Genomic DNA, 19987 nt, shown 5'->3' on the forward strand with positions numbered 1-19987 from the left:
GGATCGTAAAGTCTTCACAAAACCAATATATCAGTCTGTCATAGAAAGTTGTATCCGCTTTCTCTCCAGGTCCACATCTATCACTTTTACCATAACGTGCTGATGTAATTTCACCACGCTGTTTACATCACTTACAAATTCATTGCTGAGTTTGGAAATATGAACAAGTCCGCTTTCTTTTACCCCTATATCCACAAAACAGCCGAAATTGGTAATATTGTTTACGATGCCCGGAACTGTGATCCCCGGCTTCACATCTTCAATGCTCTTCAGATCTTTGCTGAACTCAAAAACTCCCGCTTTTTTCCTCGGGTCCAGGCCGGGTTTTTCGAGTTCTTTTACAATGTCCGTCAAAGTAGGAAGGCCTATGGTTTCGGTACAATATTTTTCCGGGCGTATCCTCGCAATATTCTCTTTATTGCCTATCACTTCCGAAACTTTAAGCTGCAGGTCTGCTGCCATCTTTTCCACTACGGCATAGCTTTCGGGATGAATGGCGGAATTGTCCAGCGGATTATCGCTTTGTAATACACGAAAAAAAGCGGCACTCTGCTCAAAGGCTTTATTTCCCAGCCTCGGTACTTTCAACAATTCATTCCTGGAGCGTATCTCCCCGTTTGTACTGCGATATTCCACGATCTTTTCTGCCAGGGAAGGCCCTATACCCGAAACATAGCTCAAAAGACTGGGACTTGCGGTATTTACATTAACTCCTACACTGTTTACGCAGCTCATCACCACGGCATCGAGCCCGGTCTTCAATCGGCCCTGGTCCACGTCGTGCTGATATTGTCCCACTCCTATGGATTTAGGGTCTATCTTTACCAGTTCGGCCAGGGGGTCTGCCAGTCGTCTTCCTATGGAAACCGCCCCTCTTACGGTAACGTCGTAATTCGGAAATTCCTGTCTTGCGATACTTGAAGCAGAATATACCGATGCCCCGCTCTCGTTCACCACAAAAACCTGAACGTCGCGGTCAAAGGCTATTTTCTTTACCAGGGCCTCGGTTTCCCTCGATGCGGTACCGTTACCAATGGCAATGGCCTCTATACGATATGCATTGACCAGCGAACGGATCTTTTTCATTCCTTGTGTGGATTCTCTTTGCGGCGGATGAGGATATATGTTTTCGTTATGCAACAGGTCTCCCCTTTCATCCAGGCATACGATCTTACAGCCGCTTTTATATCCCGGATCTATGGCAAGGATGCGTTTTTCTCCTAAGGGAGGGGCCAGCAGCAGCTGCCGTAAATTCCCGGAAAATACTTTTATAGACGTTTCATCTGCTTTTTCTTTGGCTTCTTTAAGTACTTCGTTGGACACTGCGGGGTACAGAAGACGCTCGTAAGCCTCTTTTGAGGCTTTTCGAACATATTCCACGGCCCGAGAAAATTCGTTCCGTATAACGGCTTTTTCAATGTTTTCCAGGGCTGTATCCTTATCCACATTAATCTTTACCCGGATGACTTCTTCTTTTTCCGCACGAAGCATGGCCAGCAGGCGGTGCGAAGGACACCTGTACAGTGGTTCGTTCCAGTCGAAATACTGGCGATACTTCTGGGCCTGTTCTTCTTTTTCCCTGCCTTTGACCACCACGGCGGAGATCCCGGCATTTCTGCGGAACATTCGCCTTAAGGTGTGCCTAACCCTACTGTTTTCGCTTATCCATTCCGCAATAATATCCACAGCCCCCTGCAGTGCATCTTCAACCCCTTCAACTTTATCGTTTAGAAACCGCGATGCGGCACTTTCCGGATCGGCACCTGCGGACTGCGCCATAAGTATTTTGGCCAGGGGTTCCAATCCTTTTTCCCGCGCTATCCCCGCCCTGGTATTTCGTTTACGTTTAAAGGGCAGGTACAGGTCTTCCACTTCGGTCAGGGAATCCGCTTTTTCTATTTTCTGCTTCAATTCGGGGGTGAGTGCTTCCTGCTCTTCTATGGATTTAAGTACCGATCCCTTTCGTTTTTGTAACTCCTCAAAAGCATTTTTCAGCTTTTGTATTTCCGAGATCTGTACCTCATCCAGGTTCCCTGTCATTTCTTTACGGTAACGGGCGATAAAAGGAACGGTACTGTCTTCTTCCAGTAATTTTAATGTGTTTGTAATGCTTCTTTCGGGAAGGTCCGTATGACTGGAAACGTAATTTAAAAAATTCACGATAAAAGGAAGATTAAATGCAAAAGTTTTTCGGGCGGAATTATCCGCCATTATTATTACATGTATTTTTTCGGTTAGTTTCTGTGGGTTTTATTCCGGTTTCTCTTCGGAGATAAATTTTACACTCTTCAGTATGGCTTCCAGTTCAAACATATAATCGCGTTTGTCTTCGGCGGGGGCAAAGGTAAGTCCTTCCAGTACTAAAAGCCGATCGTTTTCTTCGTCACGGATCAAATAGCATACGAAAGGTCCTGCCATAGCAAAGTTTTTCATTTCCCACATACCCTTTACCTCTATGGTAGGCTTTTTGGCCAGGGTAATGTCAAAAATATAAGGCGCATAAGCTTTTTGTGTGATCATGTACATGCCTTCCTCTCGTCCGGGGACGTATTTTTTGCCAATGGAATCGTGCATTTTTATAAAGGCATCTACACGGGAAGAGTCGTTGGGAATACTGTTCAAAGGAAGTTCGTACACAAAAATGTGCATGGCCCCTTTGGGAATAATCCGTTCTATCCAGATAAAGTTATCTTCCTGTTTTGACGTTTTATAGATGGACGGCATGGTAAGAGAAACCCCGAATTTCTTTTGTATATACGTCTCTTTATTAAGAGCCTTGTGAAATCTTTTCTGGTTCTCCTTTATATCGTTGTCTTTGAATTCACGGATATACTGTTCCGATGTTTTTCCGATAAGATCAATCAGTTTACCGTTGTCCGGCGCCTGTACAACACCTACTTTTTGCGGATGTGCATAAGCATCGGTACTTATTCCGGAATTTGTAGTGCTGTCTTTTTGAACGAAAAGAATGTTCCGACTCTTGGTTGTCGATCCCTTAAAGACCTGAAGGGGTATCTGGTGCAGGGTAAAAACAGGTTCTTCCCAGGGAAGTCCATCTACGGGAGCGGCGTAATATTCCCGTATCTCATCTCCTACTTCACCATTCCACATATCGTTATCTATAACCACCGCGAGGGAATTGATAGCCCCTACGGAGTCAGGCAGATAACGTTTCTTGTCTTTTTTCTTCTCTTCGCAGGAAGCAAATACCAAAAGAATACAGGCCAAAAAAATGGTGAGTAAACCGTTACGATGCAGGCCCATCCCTGCATTGTCCTTCTTTCGGTAGTTTTTTAACATCCTGTCTGCCTTGTAACGGGCAGGCGCATTTTCTGTCATTTTGTTTTAGATTTAGTGGTTTGTTCTAACAGTTACAAAGCTTCAGCTTCATTCCCGGTTTTAAACTACTCCCACTAATATCGTTCCAATCTTGAATATTTTTAACAGAAATTCCCTGAAATTTTTTGGAAATCGTCCATAGCGAGTCACCTTTCTTCACCGTATACACATTGTTGCCGGAAGAAACCGGGGTTGCCGAAGCCGTTTTCGTCACTGGTTTCATAACTGATTTCTTCGGATATACGGTAAGGCGCTGTCCTATTCTCAAACGATTATTTCTCAGTCCGTTCCACTGTTTCAGATCGCTGACACGAACACCGTAACGATTTGCTATCCTTCCCAGGTAATCTCCTTTTCTCACCCTATAGGTTATCTTGCTGTTCTTTGCAAAAAACTGGGGCAGGGGTTTTTCTTTCTTAGCTTCTTCGGTTTCTATATGGGCATAGATAGCTCCTTCATTGGCTACGAATTTTCCCAGGGCAGCACTCGGAAGCCGTAACGGGTGTACTTCATCCTTGATAAAAGGCACAATATCCAGTTTATATGCAGGGTTTAAAAATTGCAACTGGTCTACATCCACATTGATAAGTTCGGATATCTGGTCGAAACTTACGGAGCGTTTTATATGGACCGTATCGGTTTCAAAATAAGCTACTTCCGGTCTTTGTACATGCAATCCGTGTTCGCCGGCATATTCGAATATATACATCATGGCAAGGAAAGAAGGTACATAACCTGCCGTTTCTCTGGGCAGGAAAGGCCTCAGGTTCCAGTAATTCTGGTATCCTCCAGAGCGGCGGATCGCCTTCGATACATTTCCAGGTCCTGAATTATATGCGGCCAATGCCAAGTCCCAGTCGCCGAATATCTCGTAGAGTTTGGCCAGGTATTTACACGCCGCTTTAGTAGATTTTACGGGATCACTCCGTTCGTCGACATAAGAACTCACTTCCAGGTCGTATATTTTCCCGGTACCATACATAAACTGCCATATACCGGTGGCTCCCACCCACGATTTTGCCCTCGGATTTAATGCAGATTCTATGATGGCCAGGTATTTCATCTCCAAAGGAATGTCATGGTTATCCAGTTCCTGTTCGAACATAGGAAAATAATACTGGCTCTTTAGCATTGTTCTTTCCAGAAAACCTCTTTTGTTCTTCAGAAAGTTTTTAATAACACTCTCCAGTTCGGGATTGTATTCTACATTGAAAGGTGTTTTTTCATTCAATTCTGCGAGTCGCGCTTTCAGGACGTTAGTAGGTAATTCCTTATACTTTACCTTTTCATAGTCCAGTTCGGTAACGGTATTCACAATAGTATCGTACAAACTGTTATCGTATAATTCCTTGAGCCAAAGACTGTCTATCTTCGCTGCCAGGGAATGATCGCGTAACCTGTACTTCCCATCAATTTTTTCAATGGTGACTTTCGGTAATAAGGAGTCTTTCTTTTCGACGGTAAGTTCTGTCCCTTCCGGATATCCCTGATTTTCATCGATTTCGGCAACTTCCTGCGCGTAGCTCCATGTGGTGACTGTGGCCAAAATTAGGGTAGCAAAATAGCGTTTCATCTGGTTTAGGTTCTTTTTTGGATTAACGGAAATCCCGTAAAAATCGTATTTTTTATTTAAATAAGACTTTTAAAACGTGTTAAAATAAAAAATCCCTGCCTCCGCAAACCCGGAACAGGGATTTATTCTGTACTACTAGCCAAGTAAAAACTTACGCTATTTCAAAATTGCGGCAATTCCCGGCAATGTTTTTCCTTCCAGGCTTTCGAGCATGGCCCCGCCTCCCGTAGACACATAACTCACTTTATTTTCAAAACCGAACTGTTTTACAGCTGCTACGGAATCTCCTCCTCCAACGAGGGAAAAAGCTCCATTCTTAGTGGCTTCTTCAATAGCATAGCCGATGGCCTTGGTTCCGTTCTGGAAGCTCTCCATCTCAAAAACACCTATGGGACCATTCCACAATATAGTTTTGGATTGCTGAATAACTTCTTTAAAATTCTGCAGGGTCTTCGGACCGGCGTCCAGTCCCTGCCATCCGTCAGGGATCTCATTTACCGCAACCTCCTGTGTGTTGGCATCATTGTCAAAGTCATCCGCAGCAATAACATCCACGGGTAAATGTACTTTCACTCCTTTTTCCCCGGCCTTTTTCAGTATTTCCATCGCCAGCTCCTGCTTGTCATCCTCACAGATAGAATCTCCTATCTTGCCTCCTTGTGCCTTGATAAAAGTATAGGTCATCCCCCCGCCTATGATGAGGTGGTCTATTTTGTCCAGAATATTTTCAATGATGGTGATCTTGGAAGATACCTTAGATCCTCCAAGTATGGCAGTTACCGGTTTTTCCCCGGTTTTCATTACTTTATCTATACTCTCTATTTCTTTCGCGAGCAAATACCCGAAACATTTACGGCCTTCGAAAAATTTTGCCACTATAGTGGTAGATGCATGGGCCCTGTGTGCAGTACCGAAAGCGTCGTTTACATAAACATCTCCTAGTTTGGACAGTTGCTCCGCAAAGGCTTCGTCTCCATTTTCCTCTTCAGAGTGAAACCTCAGATTTTCCAATAACAATATTTCTCCGCTCTTCAGATTGGCAACGGCTTCTTCCGCTTTTTTCCCTACGCAATCTTCCACAAAATTTACTTTGACATTCAGTATATCAGACACCGCTTTTACGATATGCTTTAAAGACATGGAATCCTGCGGTTGCCCTTTCGGCCGCCCAAGATGGCTCATCAATACGGCACTTCCTCCATCTTCAAGAATTTTAATAACCGTAGGTTTTGCAGATTCTATACGGGTTGTATCAGTCACGTTAAATTCTGCATCCATAGGCACGTTAAAATCCACACGGATCAATGCTTTTTTTCCTTTAAAGTCAAAATCATCTATTGTCTTCATAAAAGTATGTGTTTACGTATTTTAGAGGGTTTTCCGCACCTTCCGGATATGTACAAGGCCGGTACGAAAGCACAAATGTAAATAAATATTGGCTTGTAAAAATAGGAGTTTTATTAGAATAATGTTAAATCGGTACGGGATAGCGGGGCAAACGCATCATATTAAGAAAGTTTAAGGTTTGATGAGAAGTTAAAGAGTTTTGGAGTTCATGAGTTCGGAGTTTTGAAGATCTTTTTTTGTGATCATATTAAAGATTAAAACCTGAAACAGCGGGCCGTAAAGCTGTTTTTCTTCTTAACCGGACAACTAAACCATCATAGGATTTAAAGCCCGCCAGTTTAGATACAGCCCCGAACCCATCATAAGAGACTATTTTATATTGTCATAAACCTTTTATATTTGCCGTATGCTATTCAAAGACATCCTGGGACAGGAACATATCAAAAAACACCTGACCGTTAGTGCGGAACAAGACAGGATACCGCATGCCCAATTATTCGTAGGTGCCGAAGGCAGTGGGGTACTGCCTATGGCCATTGCTTATGCACAGTATATCCTCTGTAATAATACCGGAGGTGAAAACAATACCGGTTCGGAATCCTGTAACCTGAAATTCGGCAACCTCGCCCATCCGGACCTGCATTTTGCTTTTCCGGTTGCTCCCAACGGCAAAATAAAATCGCGCCCGGTCAGCAATAACTTCCTGGAGGAATGGCGGCAGTTTGTCAGGGAACATCCGTACGGAACTCTCTTTGAGTGGTACCAGATGCTGGGAATTGAGAACAAGCAGGGACAAATCGGTGTGGACGAAGCTCAGGAAATCGTAAAATCGCTTTCATTGAAACCTTATGAAGGTGGTTATAAGGTGATGATTATCTGGATGGCGGAAAAACTCAATACTTCTGCTGCCAATAAATTGCTCAAGCTCATCGAAGAGCCACCGAATAAAACCCTGTTTATACTCATTGCAAAGGAGGAAGAGCAGATTATACAAACCATACTTTCGCGGTGCCAGATCCTGCACTTCCCCCCGCTTGCGGAAGTCGCTGTCCGGGAAGGGCTTATGGCACAGGACATTTCGGAAACAGACGCGATAAAAATAGCCCACCAGGCCAACGGGGACTATAACCGGGCCATGATTCTGGCAAACAGGGATAACAGTGACCTGACTTTCGAAACCTGGTTCGTGCAATGGGTCCGGTCCGCTTTCCGCGCCAAGGGAAATAAGGCGGCAATACTCGACCTGATCGCCTGGGGAGAACAAATAGCCGCTACGGGAAGGGAAACACAGAAACTCTTCCTGAATTATTGCCTGGACGTCTTCCGGCAGGCCCTTTTGCTTAACTATAATGCCGGCTCACTGGTTTTCATGGAATTCCGGGTCGAAAATTTCCGGTTGGAAAAATTCGCTCCTTTCGTAAGCGGTAACAATATCAACGAGATCACCCGCGAATTACAGGATGCCATTTACCATATTGAACGTAACGGGAACTCCAAGATTGTCCTCACGGACCTCTCCATAAAACTCACCAGGTTGTTGCACAAATACTGATCCGGCAAAAAACAATACTATGGAAAATCTTCGGAACAACAGCGCCGAAATCCTCATACTTCTGCTGCTCATCATCACATTCCTCCAAAGCGGAATAGACAAAATAACGGATTGGAAAGGCAATATATCCTGGCTTCGCGAACATTTTGCCAAAACTTTCCTGGAAAACTTGATCCCCTTTTCCGTAGCGATGATACTTGTGCTGGAGATCATCGCCGGAATACTTTGTATATGGGGTGTCGTATCCATTCTTACGGACAATGACAAGACTTATGGTTTTTACGGTGCCGCTCTTTGCTGCTTTACCTTATTACTCCTCCTTTTCGGACAGCGTGTAGCCAAAGATTATGACGGTGCGCGGGGCATTGTCATCTACCTTATCCCTGCTATTTCCGGGGTTTACTTACTGCAATAAAGTCCATATCCTCTTTATTTTTCAGCGCCCTCCCCTTTCAGATAAGTGTCCAGAAAGCTGCGTATTTTTCCGTATCCCTCAATTTCATTTTCCTTTTTGACAAAACCATGGCCTTCGTCCGGAAATACGATATACTCCACGGGAATATTATTTTGTTCCATCGCTTCCACAATCTCATCCGATTCTACCTGCAGTACTCTCGGGTCGTTAGATCCCTGTAAAACCATCACGGGGTTTTTGATCTGATCGGCATGAAAAAGCGGGGAAATCGCCCGTAGTCGTACGGAATCGGCAGTATTCGGGTCTCCCAGTTCTTCGTAGAGCGCTGTACGGAAGGATTCCCAATACGGCGGAATGGACCTGAGGGTCCGCAGCCAGTTGGTTACACCAAAAATATTCACTCCCGCCTTAAATTCTTCCGGTTCAAAGGTCATCGCCGCCATGGTCATGTATCCGCCATAGCTGCCACCAATGATCCCTATTTTATCCGAGTCGATATACACTTGTTCCTGCAACCATTTTTTACCCCAGATACAGTCTTTCAAATCCTTATCCCCGTGGTTTTTGTCGTCCATTTTATAGAATGTTTTTCCATAACCACTACTTCCCCTGTTGTTTACAGCCAGTATGGCATAACCACTGTTCACCAGGTATTGTATCAGTGAGGAATATCCTGTTCTGGACTGTCCCCCGGGTCCGCCGTGCACCCATACCAGGGCAGGTACCTTGTTTTCTTCTGTTGCGGTTTGGGGTTTATAGTAAATCGCGGGTATTTCCAGGCCGTCAAACGACTTGAAACGCACCACTTCTGCGGCAACCAGGTCTTCCTTGTTGATTTCCGGGTTGAGAGTCTCTGTGAGTTTCTTCATTTCTCCTGTGTTAAAGCCATAGATATACAGGTTATTCGGCGACTTCGAAGTCCCTACGGTCAAACGCATTTTGTCCTCACTGTCCGAAATGTTTACCGCCACGATATCGCCATCCGGTATTTCGGGGAAATCCACTTCTTTTTCCGTCGAATTATCCAGGATCACCAGGGTATTCTTCCCGTCTTCGTTAAGGGCAACCACCCTGTACTTTTCGTTTTCACTTACATAGCTGTACATCACATCCCAATCCGCTTTATACAACGTGTTTTTATTTCCCGTAGCTAATTCATATTTAACGAGATACGAAAATTCGGCATCGGTATCTGTGATATAGAAAAAGTATTTTCCGTCCTTACTGAAACCGGAACCGGAATAACTCCCGGGCTTTTCCGGGTCGGATATTTCCTTCATTTCCCCGGAATCCCGGTAATAGAGGAACAGGCGGTTTTCGCTGGTGGTCACGGACTTGCTCAATGCAACTATTTTCTCATCTTCGGACATTCCGGAAAATGCGTAACCTTCTGTATTTTCATAAAGCATTTCCTGTTTCTTGTCGGCCATGCTCATCTTATAAAGGTCAAAGTAGCGCGGGTCCCTCTTATTGGACAGGAAATACATGGATTTTTTGTCTTCACTCCACCCCGCAAAACTGGACTTGGCTTTTTCTCCCGGGGTAAGATCGGTAGTGGTACCATCGGGTTCCAACAAGTATATGTGATCTATTTCGTCTCCTCCTTTATCTGCGGAATACAGCATCTGCCCTGTTCCGGGAACATACCCGATGGCAAAAAAAGACTCTTCCGAAGAATCGGTTATCTGCTTCCTGGAATTATCCCCGATATTTATTTCATACAGGTTAAATATTCCGGATTCGTCACTACTTACCAGCAATTTGGATTCGTCATCGGAAAAGGCTCCTCCGCTTATCCTGCTGTTACCATAAAATTGTTCTATGCTATACTCTTTGACTTCCTTTGGTTCGGTTTTTTTCTTTTTCTCCGTATTACAGGAAACCAGGAATAATGCGATCAGGAAAAATGACGGTGCTTTCATAATTTATTTTTTAATCGGTTATTGTAACTATCTGACGACTAATGGTATCAGAAAGTTACGCTTTTCCACATATATAGCCAATTTTTATTTAATCCAGTCTCAACACGAAAGTAAAGTGCTGATTAACAAACAAATAAAATTATAAATAATGTCCGGATACTGTTCAGGCCGGATGGAACCAACACTACCTGACTCGTTGTTCCATGTGGAACAACGTCCTCTTCCGAAAAACTCTTGTAAATACAAGAAATAAAAAAGCCCGATTGGAAAACCGGGCCTTGAAAATAAGTTGCTTACAGCTTTTTATTTTTTCTCCGAATACTTATCATTAAGTACTTTCAGTAGTTCTTTGGTAATATCTTTGGTTTCTTCACCATAAAGTACGCTTCCGGCCTCATTGGCTCCAAGAATATAAGTATACCCGTTATCTTTACCGTATTCTTTTACAAACTCGCGTACTTTTTTTACCAGGGAATCGATTTGACCCTGGCTTTCCTGTTGTAACAGCATTTCTTCCTGCTGTACCTGTTGTTGTATTTGTTGTCTCTTTTGCATCAGTTGCTCGTATTTTTCCTGAGCTTTACTCTGAGACATTTTAGACGCTTCGGACTGGAAGGCCTGGGCTTCGGATTGCAGCGCCCTGGAAAGGCTGTCTGTTTTTTTCTCGAAAGTCTCAAGCTTGCCTTTAAATTTTGCTTCTATATCTTTCTTCTCCTGGTAGTCATTGATAAGGGTTGTATTATCCACATAAGCAATTTTATCCTGCTGGCAGGAAAACAATCCAAATAAAGCCACTCCGGCTATGAAAATTTTTTTCATCGGTTTAAAATTTGTTTACACGCAAAAATAGGAAAGTTTTCAAAGTAGCCTCTTCAGCAGGGTTTAAATTTTTAACATATCCGGTTTTTATATTTTTTACCTCTCTTTTGTTGAAAAACAATATTATAATAAATGTCTATCTGTGAAAACAAAAGAATAAACAAAAGCTATGAAAATCGGACTCAATAAGGGCTGCCTGGGGCCAAATCAAAAACACATCAGACGCTCAGCCCGTCTTTCGCCTAAAAACCGCTTAAATCGCCTTATTTTGATTATTCGCCTGCTTTATGACATAAATCAGGGAAGAATATTCGCCGGACCGGGAAGCTTTACGATTGGAGCGCCATCCGGTATAGAATGCGCGCAAGAAATTCATTTTACCGTTTTTATATTTTTCGGAAAGCAGGCTTACATAAAAGGCATCGAACTTCATCGGGATCTTCCGGACAACTTTCATTCCCTTTTCTGCAAAAAGTAATGTCATGGCCTCCGAAGAAAAATGCCAAAGATGGCGGGGCACATCATAGGCCGCCCAAAATTCTCCGTAATATGCGGCATCGAAGGATCGGAAATTCGGAACCGCGATAAAAAGAGTTCCGTTGTCTTTAAGCAGTTTTTTCAATTGCGTGAGTTGTGTTTCCAGATCGGGTATGTGTTCCAGTACGTGCCACATGGTTACTACATCGTATCCGGAGGTATTTTCTTCTGCAAAAGAGGCGTCGGATAATTCCCGTAACGGAATTCCTTTTTCCGCCGATCTTTTTCTCGCGGAAGCATTCGGTTCTATCCCTTCCACTTTCCAGCCGTCATTTTTTGCCACGTTCAAAAAATCTCCCGTACCTGCTCCTATATCCAAAAGGTTTCCTTTTCCCGGATTTTCAGAAAGAATATATTTCAGTTTTTGTTTAAGCGCATAATTTTTCACCAGGTGATACACTTTTTCAAACAAACCTCTTTTGGAATCGGTATGAGAAATATAATCCTCGCTCTGGTAATATCCGGGTAACTTTTCGGCATCCGGGACCGGATAGGTTTGGAGCATCTTATATTTTTCATCCCAAAGCAGCGAAAAAGTTTCACCACTTACGGTATGGTCTTTACATTTCAGATAAAGGGAATTTTCGGTTTTGTCCATTAGAGGGAACTTAAATATGCTGTTCTGAGTTTTTCCAGATAATCGAGTACCAGATCATAATGCAATGAATTTACGGACAAGCAATCTTCTTCATACTCGGAAGAAACCCGGATAGTAATATAGTGATAGGTGTCCATATCATCATCTGCATTTTCGTCATCGTTATTCCAGATACCGGTCAGGTCGATATAAGAATCGTTGAGGATAAGATTACTTACCCGGACATCAAAAGTATTATCATTCAACACCACTTCATACCGGTCACCATATCCGTACGGAATCAATTTATAGTTGTTCTCCAGAAATTTTTCGAACTGGGTTTTTCGTTTCGGATTTTCAAAGACAAAGATATGCTCCTTAAATTTTATCCGTTTATCTATATCTTTTCCCCTGCTCACTTCATAATTTGAAATACGTGGCGCTATACGCAACGGAATACATCCGTATATTAAAAAAGCCAACCCCAGCAAACAAAGGGGTTGGTATAAATGTTTCACGTGGAACGATCGTTTTTTCATCTTTTTTATTATCTCCCCATATAAACGAGCATCACACTAATATCGCTGGGGGACACGCCGCTTATTCTCGAAGCCTGTGAAAGTGTTGCCGGGCGAATACCCTTCAGTTTTTCCCTGGCTTCGAACGAAAGTGACTTTAATTTATCGTAATCAAAACCAGAGGGAATAGCAATATCTTCGAGACGGTTTAATTTATCCGCATTGTTTTTTTCCTTCTCTATATACCCGGAATACTTTACCTGTATTTCGGTTTGTTCCATAACTTCTTTATCGAGCTTATTTTCCTCAACATACTTTTTCACGTCCCCTACCTGAAGCATATCTTCCATAGTTATATTCGGACGGGAAAAAACCTTGTACATTTTATCGGATTGTTTCATCAGGGAAGATCCTTTTTCTTCGAGAACAGGATTCATTTCAGCAGGTTCTACACTGGTCTCCCGAAAAAAATGAATAAAGGCATCCGCATTTTCTTTTTTATTTTCCATACGTCGCAGTCTTTCTTCTGATGCCAGGCCTATTTTATTGGCTTTAGGCGTAAGTCGAAAATCGGCATTATCCTGCCTCAATAGCGTCCGGTATTCTGCCCTGGAAGTAAACATACGATAGGGTTCTTCGGTGCCTTTGGTAATCAGGTCATCGATCAAAACCCCGATGTACGCTTCATTTCTTTTCAGTATAAAAGGTTCCTTTTCGTATACTTTCAGGTGCGCGTTAATACCCGCCATCAACCCCTGAGACGCTGCTTCTTCATATCCTGTAGTACCGTTTATCTGTCCGGCAAAAAACAGGTTTTCCACCAGCTTGGTCTCCAGCGTATGCCTGAGTTGTGTGGGCGGAAAATAATCGTACTCTATAGCGTAACCCGGGCGGAAAAATTTCACCTGTTCAAAGCCGCTTACGGAACGCAAGGCTTTAAATTGCACATCTTCGGGCAGTGATGTGGAAAAGCCGTTTACATAAACTTCCACGGTATTCCACCCTTCCGGTTCTACGAATAGCTGGTGCCTGTCTTTATCGGCAAAACGGTTTATTTTATCTTCTATGGAAGGGCAATACCTGGGCCCGATACTCTTTATCCTTCCGTTAAACATGGGGGAACGATCAAAACCTTCACGCAGCAGATCGTGTACTTCCAGACTGGTATAGGTCATATGACACGACCGCTGCTTTTCGAGAGGCTTCGTCTGGTCGGAATACGAGAATTTTTCCGGCACATCATCTCCGGGTTGTTCCTGCATTTTGGAATAATCCAAAGACCTTCCGTCTACCCTTGGCGGCGTTCCGGTTTTCATTCTTCCGGACTCAAAACCGAGTTCGATCAGGTCTTCCGTAATTCCGGTTGCCGCCCGCTCTCCTGCCCGGCCTCCTCCGAATTGTTTTTCTCCTATATGAATCAATCCGTTCAAAAAGGTTCCGTTGGTAAGCACTACGGCTTTTGCTTTTACTTCGATACCCAGTGAGGTCTTCACCCCGGTGATCTTTCCGTTTTCCACGATCAGTCCCGACACCATTTCCTGGTAAAAATCCAGATTGGGAGTCTGCTCTAACATCCATCTCCATTCCTCCGCAAAGCGCATCCGGTCCGACTGTGCTCTCGGACTCCACATCGCGGGTCCTTTAGACTTGTTCAGCATTTTAAACTGAATTGCCGTTTTGTCGGTCACAATTCCGCTATATCCGCCCATGGCGTCAATCTCCCGCACAATCTGTCCTTTCGCAATTCCGCCCATGGCAGGATTACAGGACATCTGCGCGATGTTCTGTAAATTCATAGTAATCAACAGGGTTCTGGACCCCATATTGGCCGCTGCCGCGGCAGCCTCCGAACCGGCATGGCCCGCTCCTACAACAATAACATCATACGTTCTGTCAAACATCCCTACATTTTATTTTATATTGTCTGTATGCTTTTAATACTGTTTTTCCTATTAGAAACACGCATTGTTCCACGTGGAACAAAACCCACTCCCTACTCTATTGTTCCACGTGGAACATCTTCATTTTCTCTTCTTCCTTAGTCCGCATCAAAGCAGCATCCTCATCTGATTTATCTTTGTATCCGCAGTAATGCAGCACACCGTGTACCATTACTCTCCGGAGTTCGTCTTCAAAACTAACCCCGAATTCGGAAGCATTATCCCACACCCTTTCGATCGATATATAGATGTCCCCGTGAATGGTTTTCCCTTCGGTATAGTCAAAACTAATAATGTCGGTGAGGGTGTCATGGTCGAGAAATTTTTGATTTAACCCGAGCAAATATTCGTCATCGCAAAAAATATAACTTATCTCACCCGGCTCTTTATCCTCAGAAACGATTGTTCCCTCTATCCAATCCGCATATTTCTGTTCGTCCCCCAGGGCGAATTCCAATTCGTAATGAAAGCTAATCATCCTTCTTAAAATATTCTTTTACTTTCTCCTTATAAATTTGCCGCAAAGGTAATACTTGTCTGTTTAATATCTCCATGCCCTGCAAATATTCCTCCACTTCCGGCAACCTCCCGCCTTCTCCGGGTTCGAATTCCGTTTCGTTCGCATGGCTCTCTCTCTTATTTTCTTCTCCCTGTTCCTTTATCGCATTCTTCAACTTCAATAACTCGTGCTGCATATTAAGCATCTTCTTCAATGTACTTTGATTTATACCGTCCCGCAATAATTGATCTTCTACCTGTTCCATTTCCTTAAGTAACTTTTCCTTACCCTTTCCTTTACCCGGTCCTTCCTTGTCTGATAATTGTTTCTCCAAAGCTTGTCTAAGCATTTGTTGTCGCTTATAGATTTCAAACAGTTCTTCGGACTCTCCTTCCCCTTCACCTTTCTTTTCTCCTTTACCATCCTCATTTTTTTCCTTATCTCCCTTCATAGCATCCTTCATCTTTTCGTTCAGGTCCTCCTGTCCCTGAATGATATCAGGTAACTGCATCTCGTTATTGCCCTGCCCGTTTCCCATGCTCATATTCTGCTGCAAATTATCGAGAATATTGCTCAACAATGCTGCGAGATTATTGGCCGCAGTAAAAGCATAATGCTGGCTTGATGCTCCACGGTACAATTCGTTATCGGACAATCTTTCGATAGCTTTATCTATCTGAAAATGGGTGTCGGTTACTTCCTTGTTTACGTGCTCAGACAGTTCAGGCCTTCGTAGTGAAAGGGCAAAGATGCTGTCGTCTATATGCGAGAACATTTCCTTAAGGTTATGTTGCCTGTGCAGGCTTTGGGTGAGTGCCGGGTGACCGTCCTGCATATCTTCCACCATTTTCATCAGGTCTTCCTGCTCAAAAGAAAAGGCGATAAGGTTCTTTAATATCTGTCGCAACACCTCGGCATCTTCCAGGTCATCGGAAGATGCCCCGGACTGCATATTTGATTTCATTTCCGCTGCCATTTGCTTCATCTTCTTACTCGCTCCCCGTTGTTTTTCTTTAGCTTTTTCTTCCGCTCCCTTCTTCATTTCATCCAAAGCTTTTTGTTGATCTTCGGAAACAGCATCCTCCTTTTTTTCATCTCTCCCGATATCCATCGGCTTTTTCAAATCCTGGTTTTCCTTATCCAAATCTTCAAGTTCCTTTTTCAGGTCTTCGAATTCCTTATTCAATTCCTCCTGTTCCGCAGCCTTCTCTTCATTCTTCACTTTTCCTTCCTCAATATCTTCCTTACCCGCTTTTTCCTGCTTCTCTCCCTGTTTCTCCAACTCTTTACGCAAACGTTCGGCATTCTGTGTCACATAGTACCTCTTGGTCAGTTCCAGTACCTGCTCCAGGTTTTTCTTATTGTTCTGTTGCGACTTAGAGAGGTGTTCCAGTCGCTTCGCCATATCTTCCCGGTTTATCTTATCGGCAACTTCTTTTAATTCCTTGAGTAATTCCTCGTTCTTCTTTAACTCTTCCCTTTGTCGCTGAAGCCGTTCTTCCAATAATTTTTTACGCTCTTCATCTTCCTCCGAGGGAACTTCATCCAGTCTGTTTTCCAGATCTTCGGTGAACCGCTGCATGATCTTTTCCTGTTGCAATTGCCGCTCCAGGAAATGATCCATCCTCTGTCGGTCGTTAAAAGATTTTTGCTCTTTCTCCATATTCAGCGTATTGATCTCTTTCAATTCCTTCTGCTGATCTTCCATTTCTCCCAATGATCTTTCGAGGGACCGAATAGCATTTTTCTGCTTCTCCATTCGCTCCTTCTCCACTTCCGATTCCGTGCGTACCCTGTAAGTAAACATACAGGACTTCGCCTTCTTACCTCCTCTTAAAGCATCGTTGTCCCTGACTTCAAAATAAATTACGTAATTGCTCCCTTCTTCCAATGGAAGATTCCCCGGAAAAGCATCCGCAAAACGATCTACATTCGATGATGTATTAACGGCTATTTTCTTTTCTTTCGCTTCATTTTCTTTATCCTCCGGGTAATATTTCATCTCCAATCCGTAAAACCCGTGGTCATCGGAAACCTGCCCGACGAAATGTACTCCGGAAGACTTTGTAGAATCCCGGATTTCCTTTACTTCTATTTCAGGATACTCATCTTTTATGACCGAGATATCAAAACCAAGAGATTCGTAATCGGGAAGATCTTTGTTTCCCGTTCTAATTTCATATGGTGTATCCCGGTATACTTTAACCGATCTATCAAATGCTGTAATATTCCCTTCACGTGAAACTTCTTTGAAGGGGGCTATGGAATCGCCGGAAATCCAATGTACATTACCTGCATTTCTCGTTTTCAGTTTCCAGGTAATCTCCGTCCCTTCCGGTACTGTTGCGTTCCCTGTCCCGTTAAGGGTATCTGCACTCATCCCAAGATATTCCGGATAATTCATATACATTTCAAAACCGGTCATTACGGGGGCATTCACGATCTCCAGCCAATAGGGCTTTGACCGCACATTATTAGCCGACAAATAAAACTCGGTAGTTCCGCCGGGTCTTTTAAACTCGTAACGAAAACTGCCGGGACCCTCTTTACGCATAAAATAATTTTCCCCGTTGAAATGTATTTCCACATCTTCCGGAACGACTTCTCCCGTTGTTTTTACCTCCACTTCAAAAGGTTTTCCTTCAATTCCCTTCAAAGAACTGTTCACAACAAAAAACCGGAACGGCGCGGGTGGTTCATATGCGGAACTGTAATGTACTACTCTATCATAACTATCTGAAAACCAACTAATATTACCTGAAATCCATATTACCAATACAATGAACACAGGTATAAGTGCGTATTTTACATAAGGAAGATTTTTCCGGAAATCCACGGCGATCTGAAACGGGAAAGGTTGCAATTCTGCCGATTTCTGTTCTATACCGGCAAGAAGCAGTTCATTGTTTTCGCTTTCTGTTCCTTTACGGCTATCCGAAAGTTGCAGTACGTTGATCAGCTTGTCCCCGACTTCGGGAAAATGGTTTCCTATTATTCCGGAAGCTTCCCTGTACCCTATCCCTTTTTTAATGCGTAATAGTTTGAGTACGGGAATAGCAATAAATTTATAGAGTAAAAATATTTCCACACCGACAAACAGCCAGAACAATACGGTGCGCCCTGTACTGCCCAGCCACAGAAAATGTTCCACGAGTAACGTACCTATAAAATACAACAACCCTATAGCTGTAAACAGCAATATGCCCTTCATAAGTTCGTTTACATAATATTTCCTTATAAAGACCTCCAGCTTTTGCCGTATCGAATCCATACTCTGCATATTCCTGTTTTGGTGTTTTGGCGGCGAAAAATACTCCGCTCAACTATAGTTTTGTTATAACCTATAAAGTTACAATTTTTTCCGTACTGCAAACTGCGATTTGCGGCTTGTGGAGAAACCCGTAAATTTGCGGGACAAACAAGGAAGAAATGACAAAGAAAGTTCGCGTACGTTTTGCGCCCAGCCCTACGGGGCCCTTACACATCGGAGGTGTTCGCACCGCACTGTTCAACTATCTCTTCGCCAAAAAGAACGGAGGGGATTTTATTCTCCGTATAGAAGATACGGACCAGAACCGCTATGTTGAAGGCGCCGAAAATTATATCGTCGAATCCCTCGAATGGTGTGGTATACCATTTGACGAAGGGATTGGCAAAGACAAAGGTTTTGGCCCCTACCGACAAAGCGAACGCAAACATCTTTATAAAGATTATGCCGACCGGCTCATTGCAAACGGCATGGCCTATTATGCTTTTGATACGGCGGAAGAACTGGATGCACACCGCAAGCAACATGAAAGCGAGGGTAAAACATTTATCTACAACTGGCATAACAGACAGAAACTGAATAACTCCCTCGCGCTTCCGGCAGAAGAAACACAAAAGAAGTTAGACGCCGGGGTAGATTACGTTATCCGTTTCAAATGCCCGGAAGACGAAACTTTAAAGCTGAAAGACATTATCCGTGGTGAAATTACGGTGGAGACCAAAATACTGGATGATAAAGTCCTTTTTAAGAGCGATGGTATGCCAACCTATCACCTGGCCAATATCGTAGACGACCATTTGATGGAGATCACGCATGTGATCCGCGGGGAGGAATGGTTACCTTCCCTGGCGCTTCACGTATTGTTATACCGTGCCTTTGCCTGGGAAGCACCGGAATTTGCGCACCTCCCCCTCATCTTAAAACCTACGGGCAAAGGAAAACTGAGCAAAAGAGACGGTGATAAACTCGGTTTTCCCGTATTTCCCTTACAATGGTCCGATCCGGTTACCGGAGATATTTCCCGCGGATATCGCGAAGACGGTTATTTTTCCGAAGCAGTAATGAACTTCCTTGCCCTTCTCGGATGGAACCCGGGCACGGAACAGGAACTGTTCAGCAAAGAAGAACTCATCGGGGCTTTCGACCTGGAAAGGGTAAACAAATCCGGCGCCAGGTTTGATCCGGAAAAAATAAAATGGTTCAACCACCACTACCTCCAACAAAAAGATGACGCCGCGCTCGGAAAAGCTTTTGCAACACTATTGGAAGGCAAAGGAATACAAACTTCCCTTCCGTTGACCCGCATCGTGTCCCTGGTAAAAGAACGGGCCACTTTTGTAAGTGAACTTTGGGACCAGGCTTCCTTCTTTTTTGAAACACCGGAATCCTATGACCCTAAAGCGGCAAAAAAACAATGGAAAGAGAATACGTCCGACCTCATGCAGCAACTCATCGCCTTACTGGAAAATATTTCCGGTTTTTCTTCTGCCGCCACCGAAGAAACGGTTAAGGCCTGGATAAATGATAAGGGCTACGGATTCGGACAGATCATGCCCCCACTCCGTCTTGCCCTGGTGGGTGAAATGAAAGGCCCTCATATTTTTGATATTGCGGAAATACTCGGCAAAGAAGAAACCATTAACCGTATTAACAAAGCCATAAACACGCTCGGGTAATTTCT

General features: G+C 43.6%; 14 protein-coding genes. 3 read left to right on the forward strand and 11 right to left on the reverse strand.

Annotated elements, in window-relative coordinates; all coding sequences use genetic code 11:
- Positions 1-30 precede the first annotated feature (30 nt).
- The 4 genes from ACVBDY_RS06385 to ACVBDY_RS06400 all read right to left on the reverse strand — a co-directional run bounded on the left by ACVBDY_RS06385 (position 31) and on the right by ACVBDY_RS06400 (position 6259).
- Positions 31-2160, reverse strand: coding sequence for a Tex family protein (locus ACVBDY_RS06385; RefSeq protein ID WP_447174666.1), 2130 nt, complete (start codon positions 2158-2160; stop codon positions 31-33).
- Positions 2161-2250: 90 nt separating this feature from the next.
- Positions 2251-3339 carry a DUF4837 family protein gene (locus ACVBDY_RS06390; RefSeq protein ID WP_447174633.1) on the reverse strand — a complete coding sequence of 363 codons (1089 nt, stop codon included), beginning with the start codon at positions 3337-3339 and terminating at the stop codon, positions 2251-2253.
- Between the two features lie 25 nt (positions 3340-3364).
- Positions 3365-4912: a LysM peptidoglycan-binding domain-containing protein gene (locus tag ACVBDY_RS06395; RefSeq protein WP_447174634.1), complete on the reverse strand. Its 1548-nt coding sequence runs from the start codon at positions 4910-4912 to the stop codon at positions 3365-3367.
- A gap of 156 nt (positions 4913-5068) precedes the next feature.
- Positions 5069-6259: a phosphoglycerate kinase gene (locus ACVBDY_RS06400; protein ID WP_447174635.1), complete on the reverse strand. Its 1191-nt coding sequence runs from the start codon at positions 6257-6259 to the stop codon at positions 5069-5071.
- 406 nt (positions 6260-6665) lie between these two features.
- On the opposite strand from ACVBDY_RS06400, the gene ACVBDY_RS06405 reads away from it, so the two are divergent.
- Both ACVBDY_RS06405 and ACVBDY_RS06410 read left to right on the forward strand, forming a co-directional pair.
- Positions 6666-7811: a DNA polymerase III subunit gene (locus tag ACVBDY_RS06405; RefSeq protein WP_447174636.1), complete on the forward strand. Its 1146-nt coding sequence runs from the start codon at positions 6666-6668 to the stop codon at positions 7809-7811.
- Between the two features lie 19 nt (positions 7812-7830).
- Positions 7831-8226, forward strand: a complete 396-nt coding sequence (locus ACVBDY_RS06410; protein WP_447174637.1) for a DoxX family protein — start codon at positions 7831-7833, stop codon at positions 8224-8226.
- A 14-nt stretch (positions 8227-8240) separates the two neighbouring features.
- On the opposite strand, the gene ACVBDY_RS06415 is transcribed toward ACVBDY_RS06410, so the two are convergent.
- From ACVBDY_RS06415 to ACVBDY_RS06445, 7 genes are all read right to left on the reverse strand, one after another.
- Positions 8241-10148, reverse strand: a complete 1908-nt coding sequence (locus ACVBDY_RS06415) for an alpha/beta hydrolase family protein (protein WP_447174638.1) — start codon at positions 10146-10148, stop codon at positions 8241-8243.
- A gap of 303 nt (positions 10149-10451) precedes the next feature.
- Positions 10452-10967: an OmpH/Skp family outer membrane protein gene (locus ACVBDY_RS06420; protein ID WP_447174639.1), complete on the reverse strand. Its 516-nt coding sequence runs from the start codon at positions 10965-10967 to the stop codon at positions 10452-10454.
- 253 nt (positions 10968-11220) lie between these two features.
- The gene (locus ACVBDY_RS06425; RefSeq protein WP_447174640.1) at positions 11221-12102 is read right to left on the reverse strand and encodes a class I SAM-dependent methyltransferase; all 882 of its coding nucleotides are present in this window, start codon (positions 12100-12102) and stop codon (positions 11221-11223) included.
- On the reverse strand, positions 12102-12620 hold the full coding sequence (locus ACVBDY_RS06430; RefSeq protein WP_447174641.1) for a hypothetical protein: 519 nt from the start codon (positions 12618-12620) through the stop codon (positions 12102-12104). Before ACVBDY_RS06430 ends, ACVBDY_RS06425 begins: the two co-directional genes overlap by 1 nt.
- A gap of 8 nt (positions 12621-12628) precedes the next feature.
- Positions 12629-14500, reverse strand: a complete 1872-nt coding sequence (gene mnmG, locus ACVBDY_RS06435; protein ID WP_447174642.1) for a tRNA uridine-5-carboxymethylaminomethyl(34) synthesis enzyme MnmG — start codon at positions 14498-14500, stop codon at positions 12629-12631.
- Between the two features lie 97 nt (positions 14501-14597).
- Positions 14598-15017: an rRNA maturation RNase YbeY gene (ybeY, locus tag ACVBDY_RS06440; protein ID WP_447174643.1), complete on the reverse strand. Its 420-nt coding sequence runs from the start codon at positions 15015-15017 to the stop codon at positions 14598-14600.
- Complete coding sequence (locus ACVBDY_RS06445; protein ID WP_447174644.1) at positions 15010-18309, reverse strand: coiled-coil domain-containing protein; 3300 nt, start codon at positions 18307-18309, stop codon at positions 15010-15012. Before ACVBDY_RS06445 ends, ybeY begins: the two co-directional genes overlap by 8 nt.
- A 158-nt stretch (positions 18310-18467) precedes the next feature.
- Between ACVBDY_RS06445 and gltX the strand changes: the two genes are divergently transcribed.
- A complete protein-coding gene (gene gltX / locus ACVBDY_RS06450; protein WP_447174645.1) occupies positions 18468-19982 on the forward strand; it encodes a glutamate--tRNA ligase in 1515 nt (504 codons plus the stop codon).
- Positions 19983-19987 lie beyond the last annotated feature (5 nt).

It is taken from the genome of Sinomicrobium halophytocola (assembly GCF_052983395.1).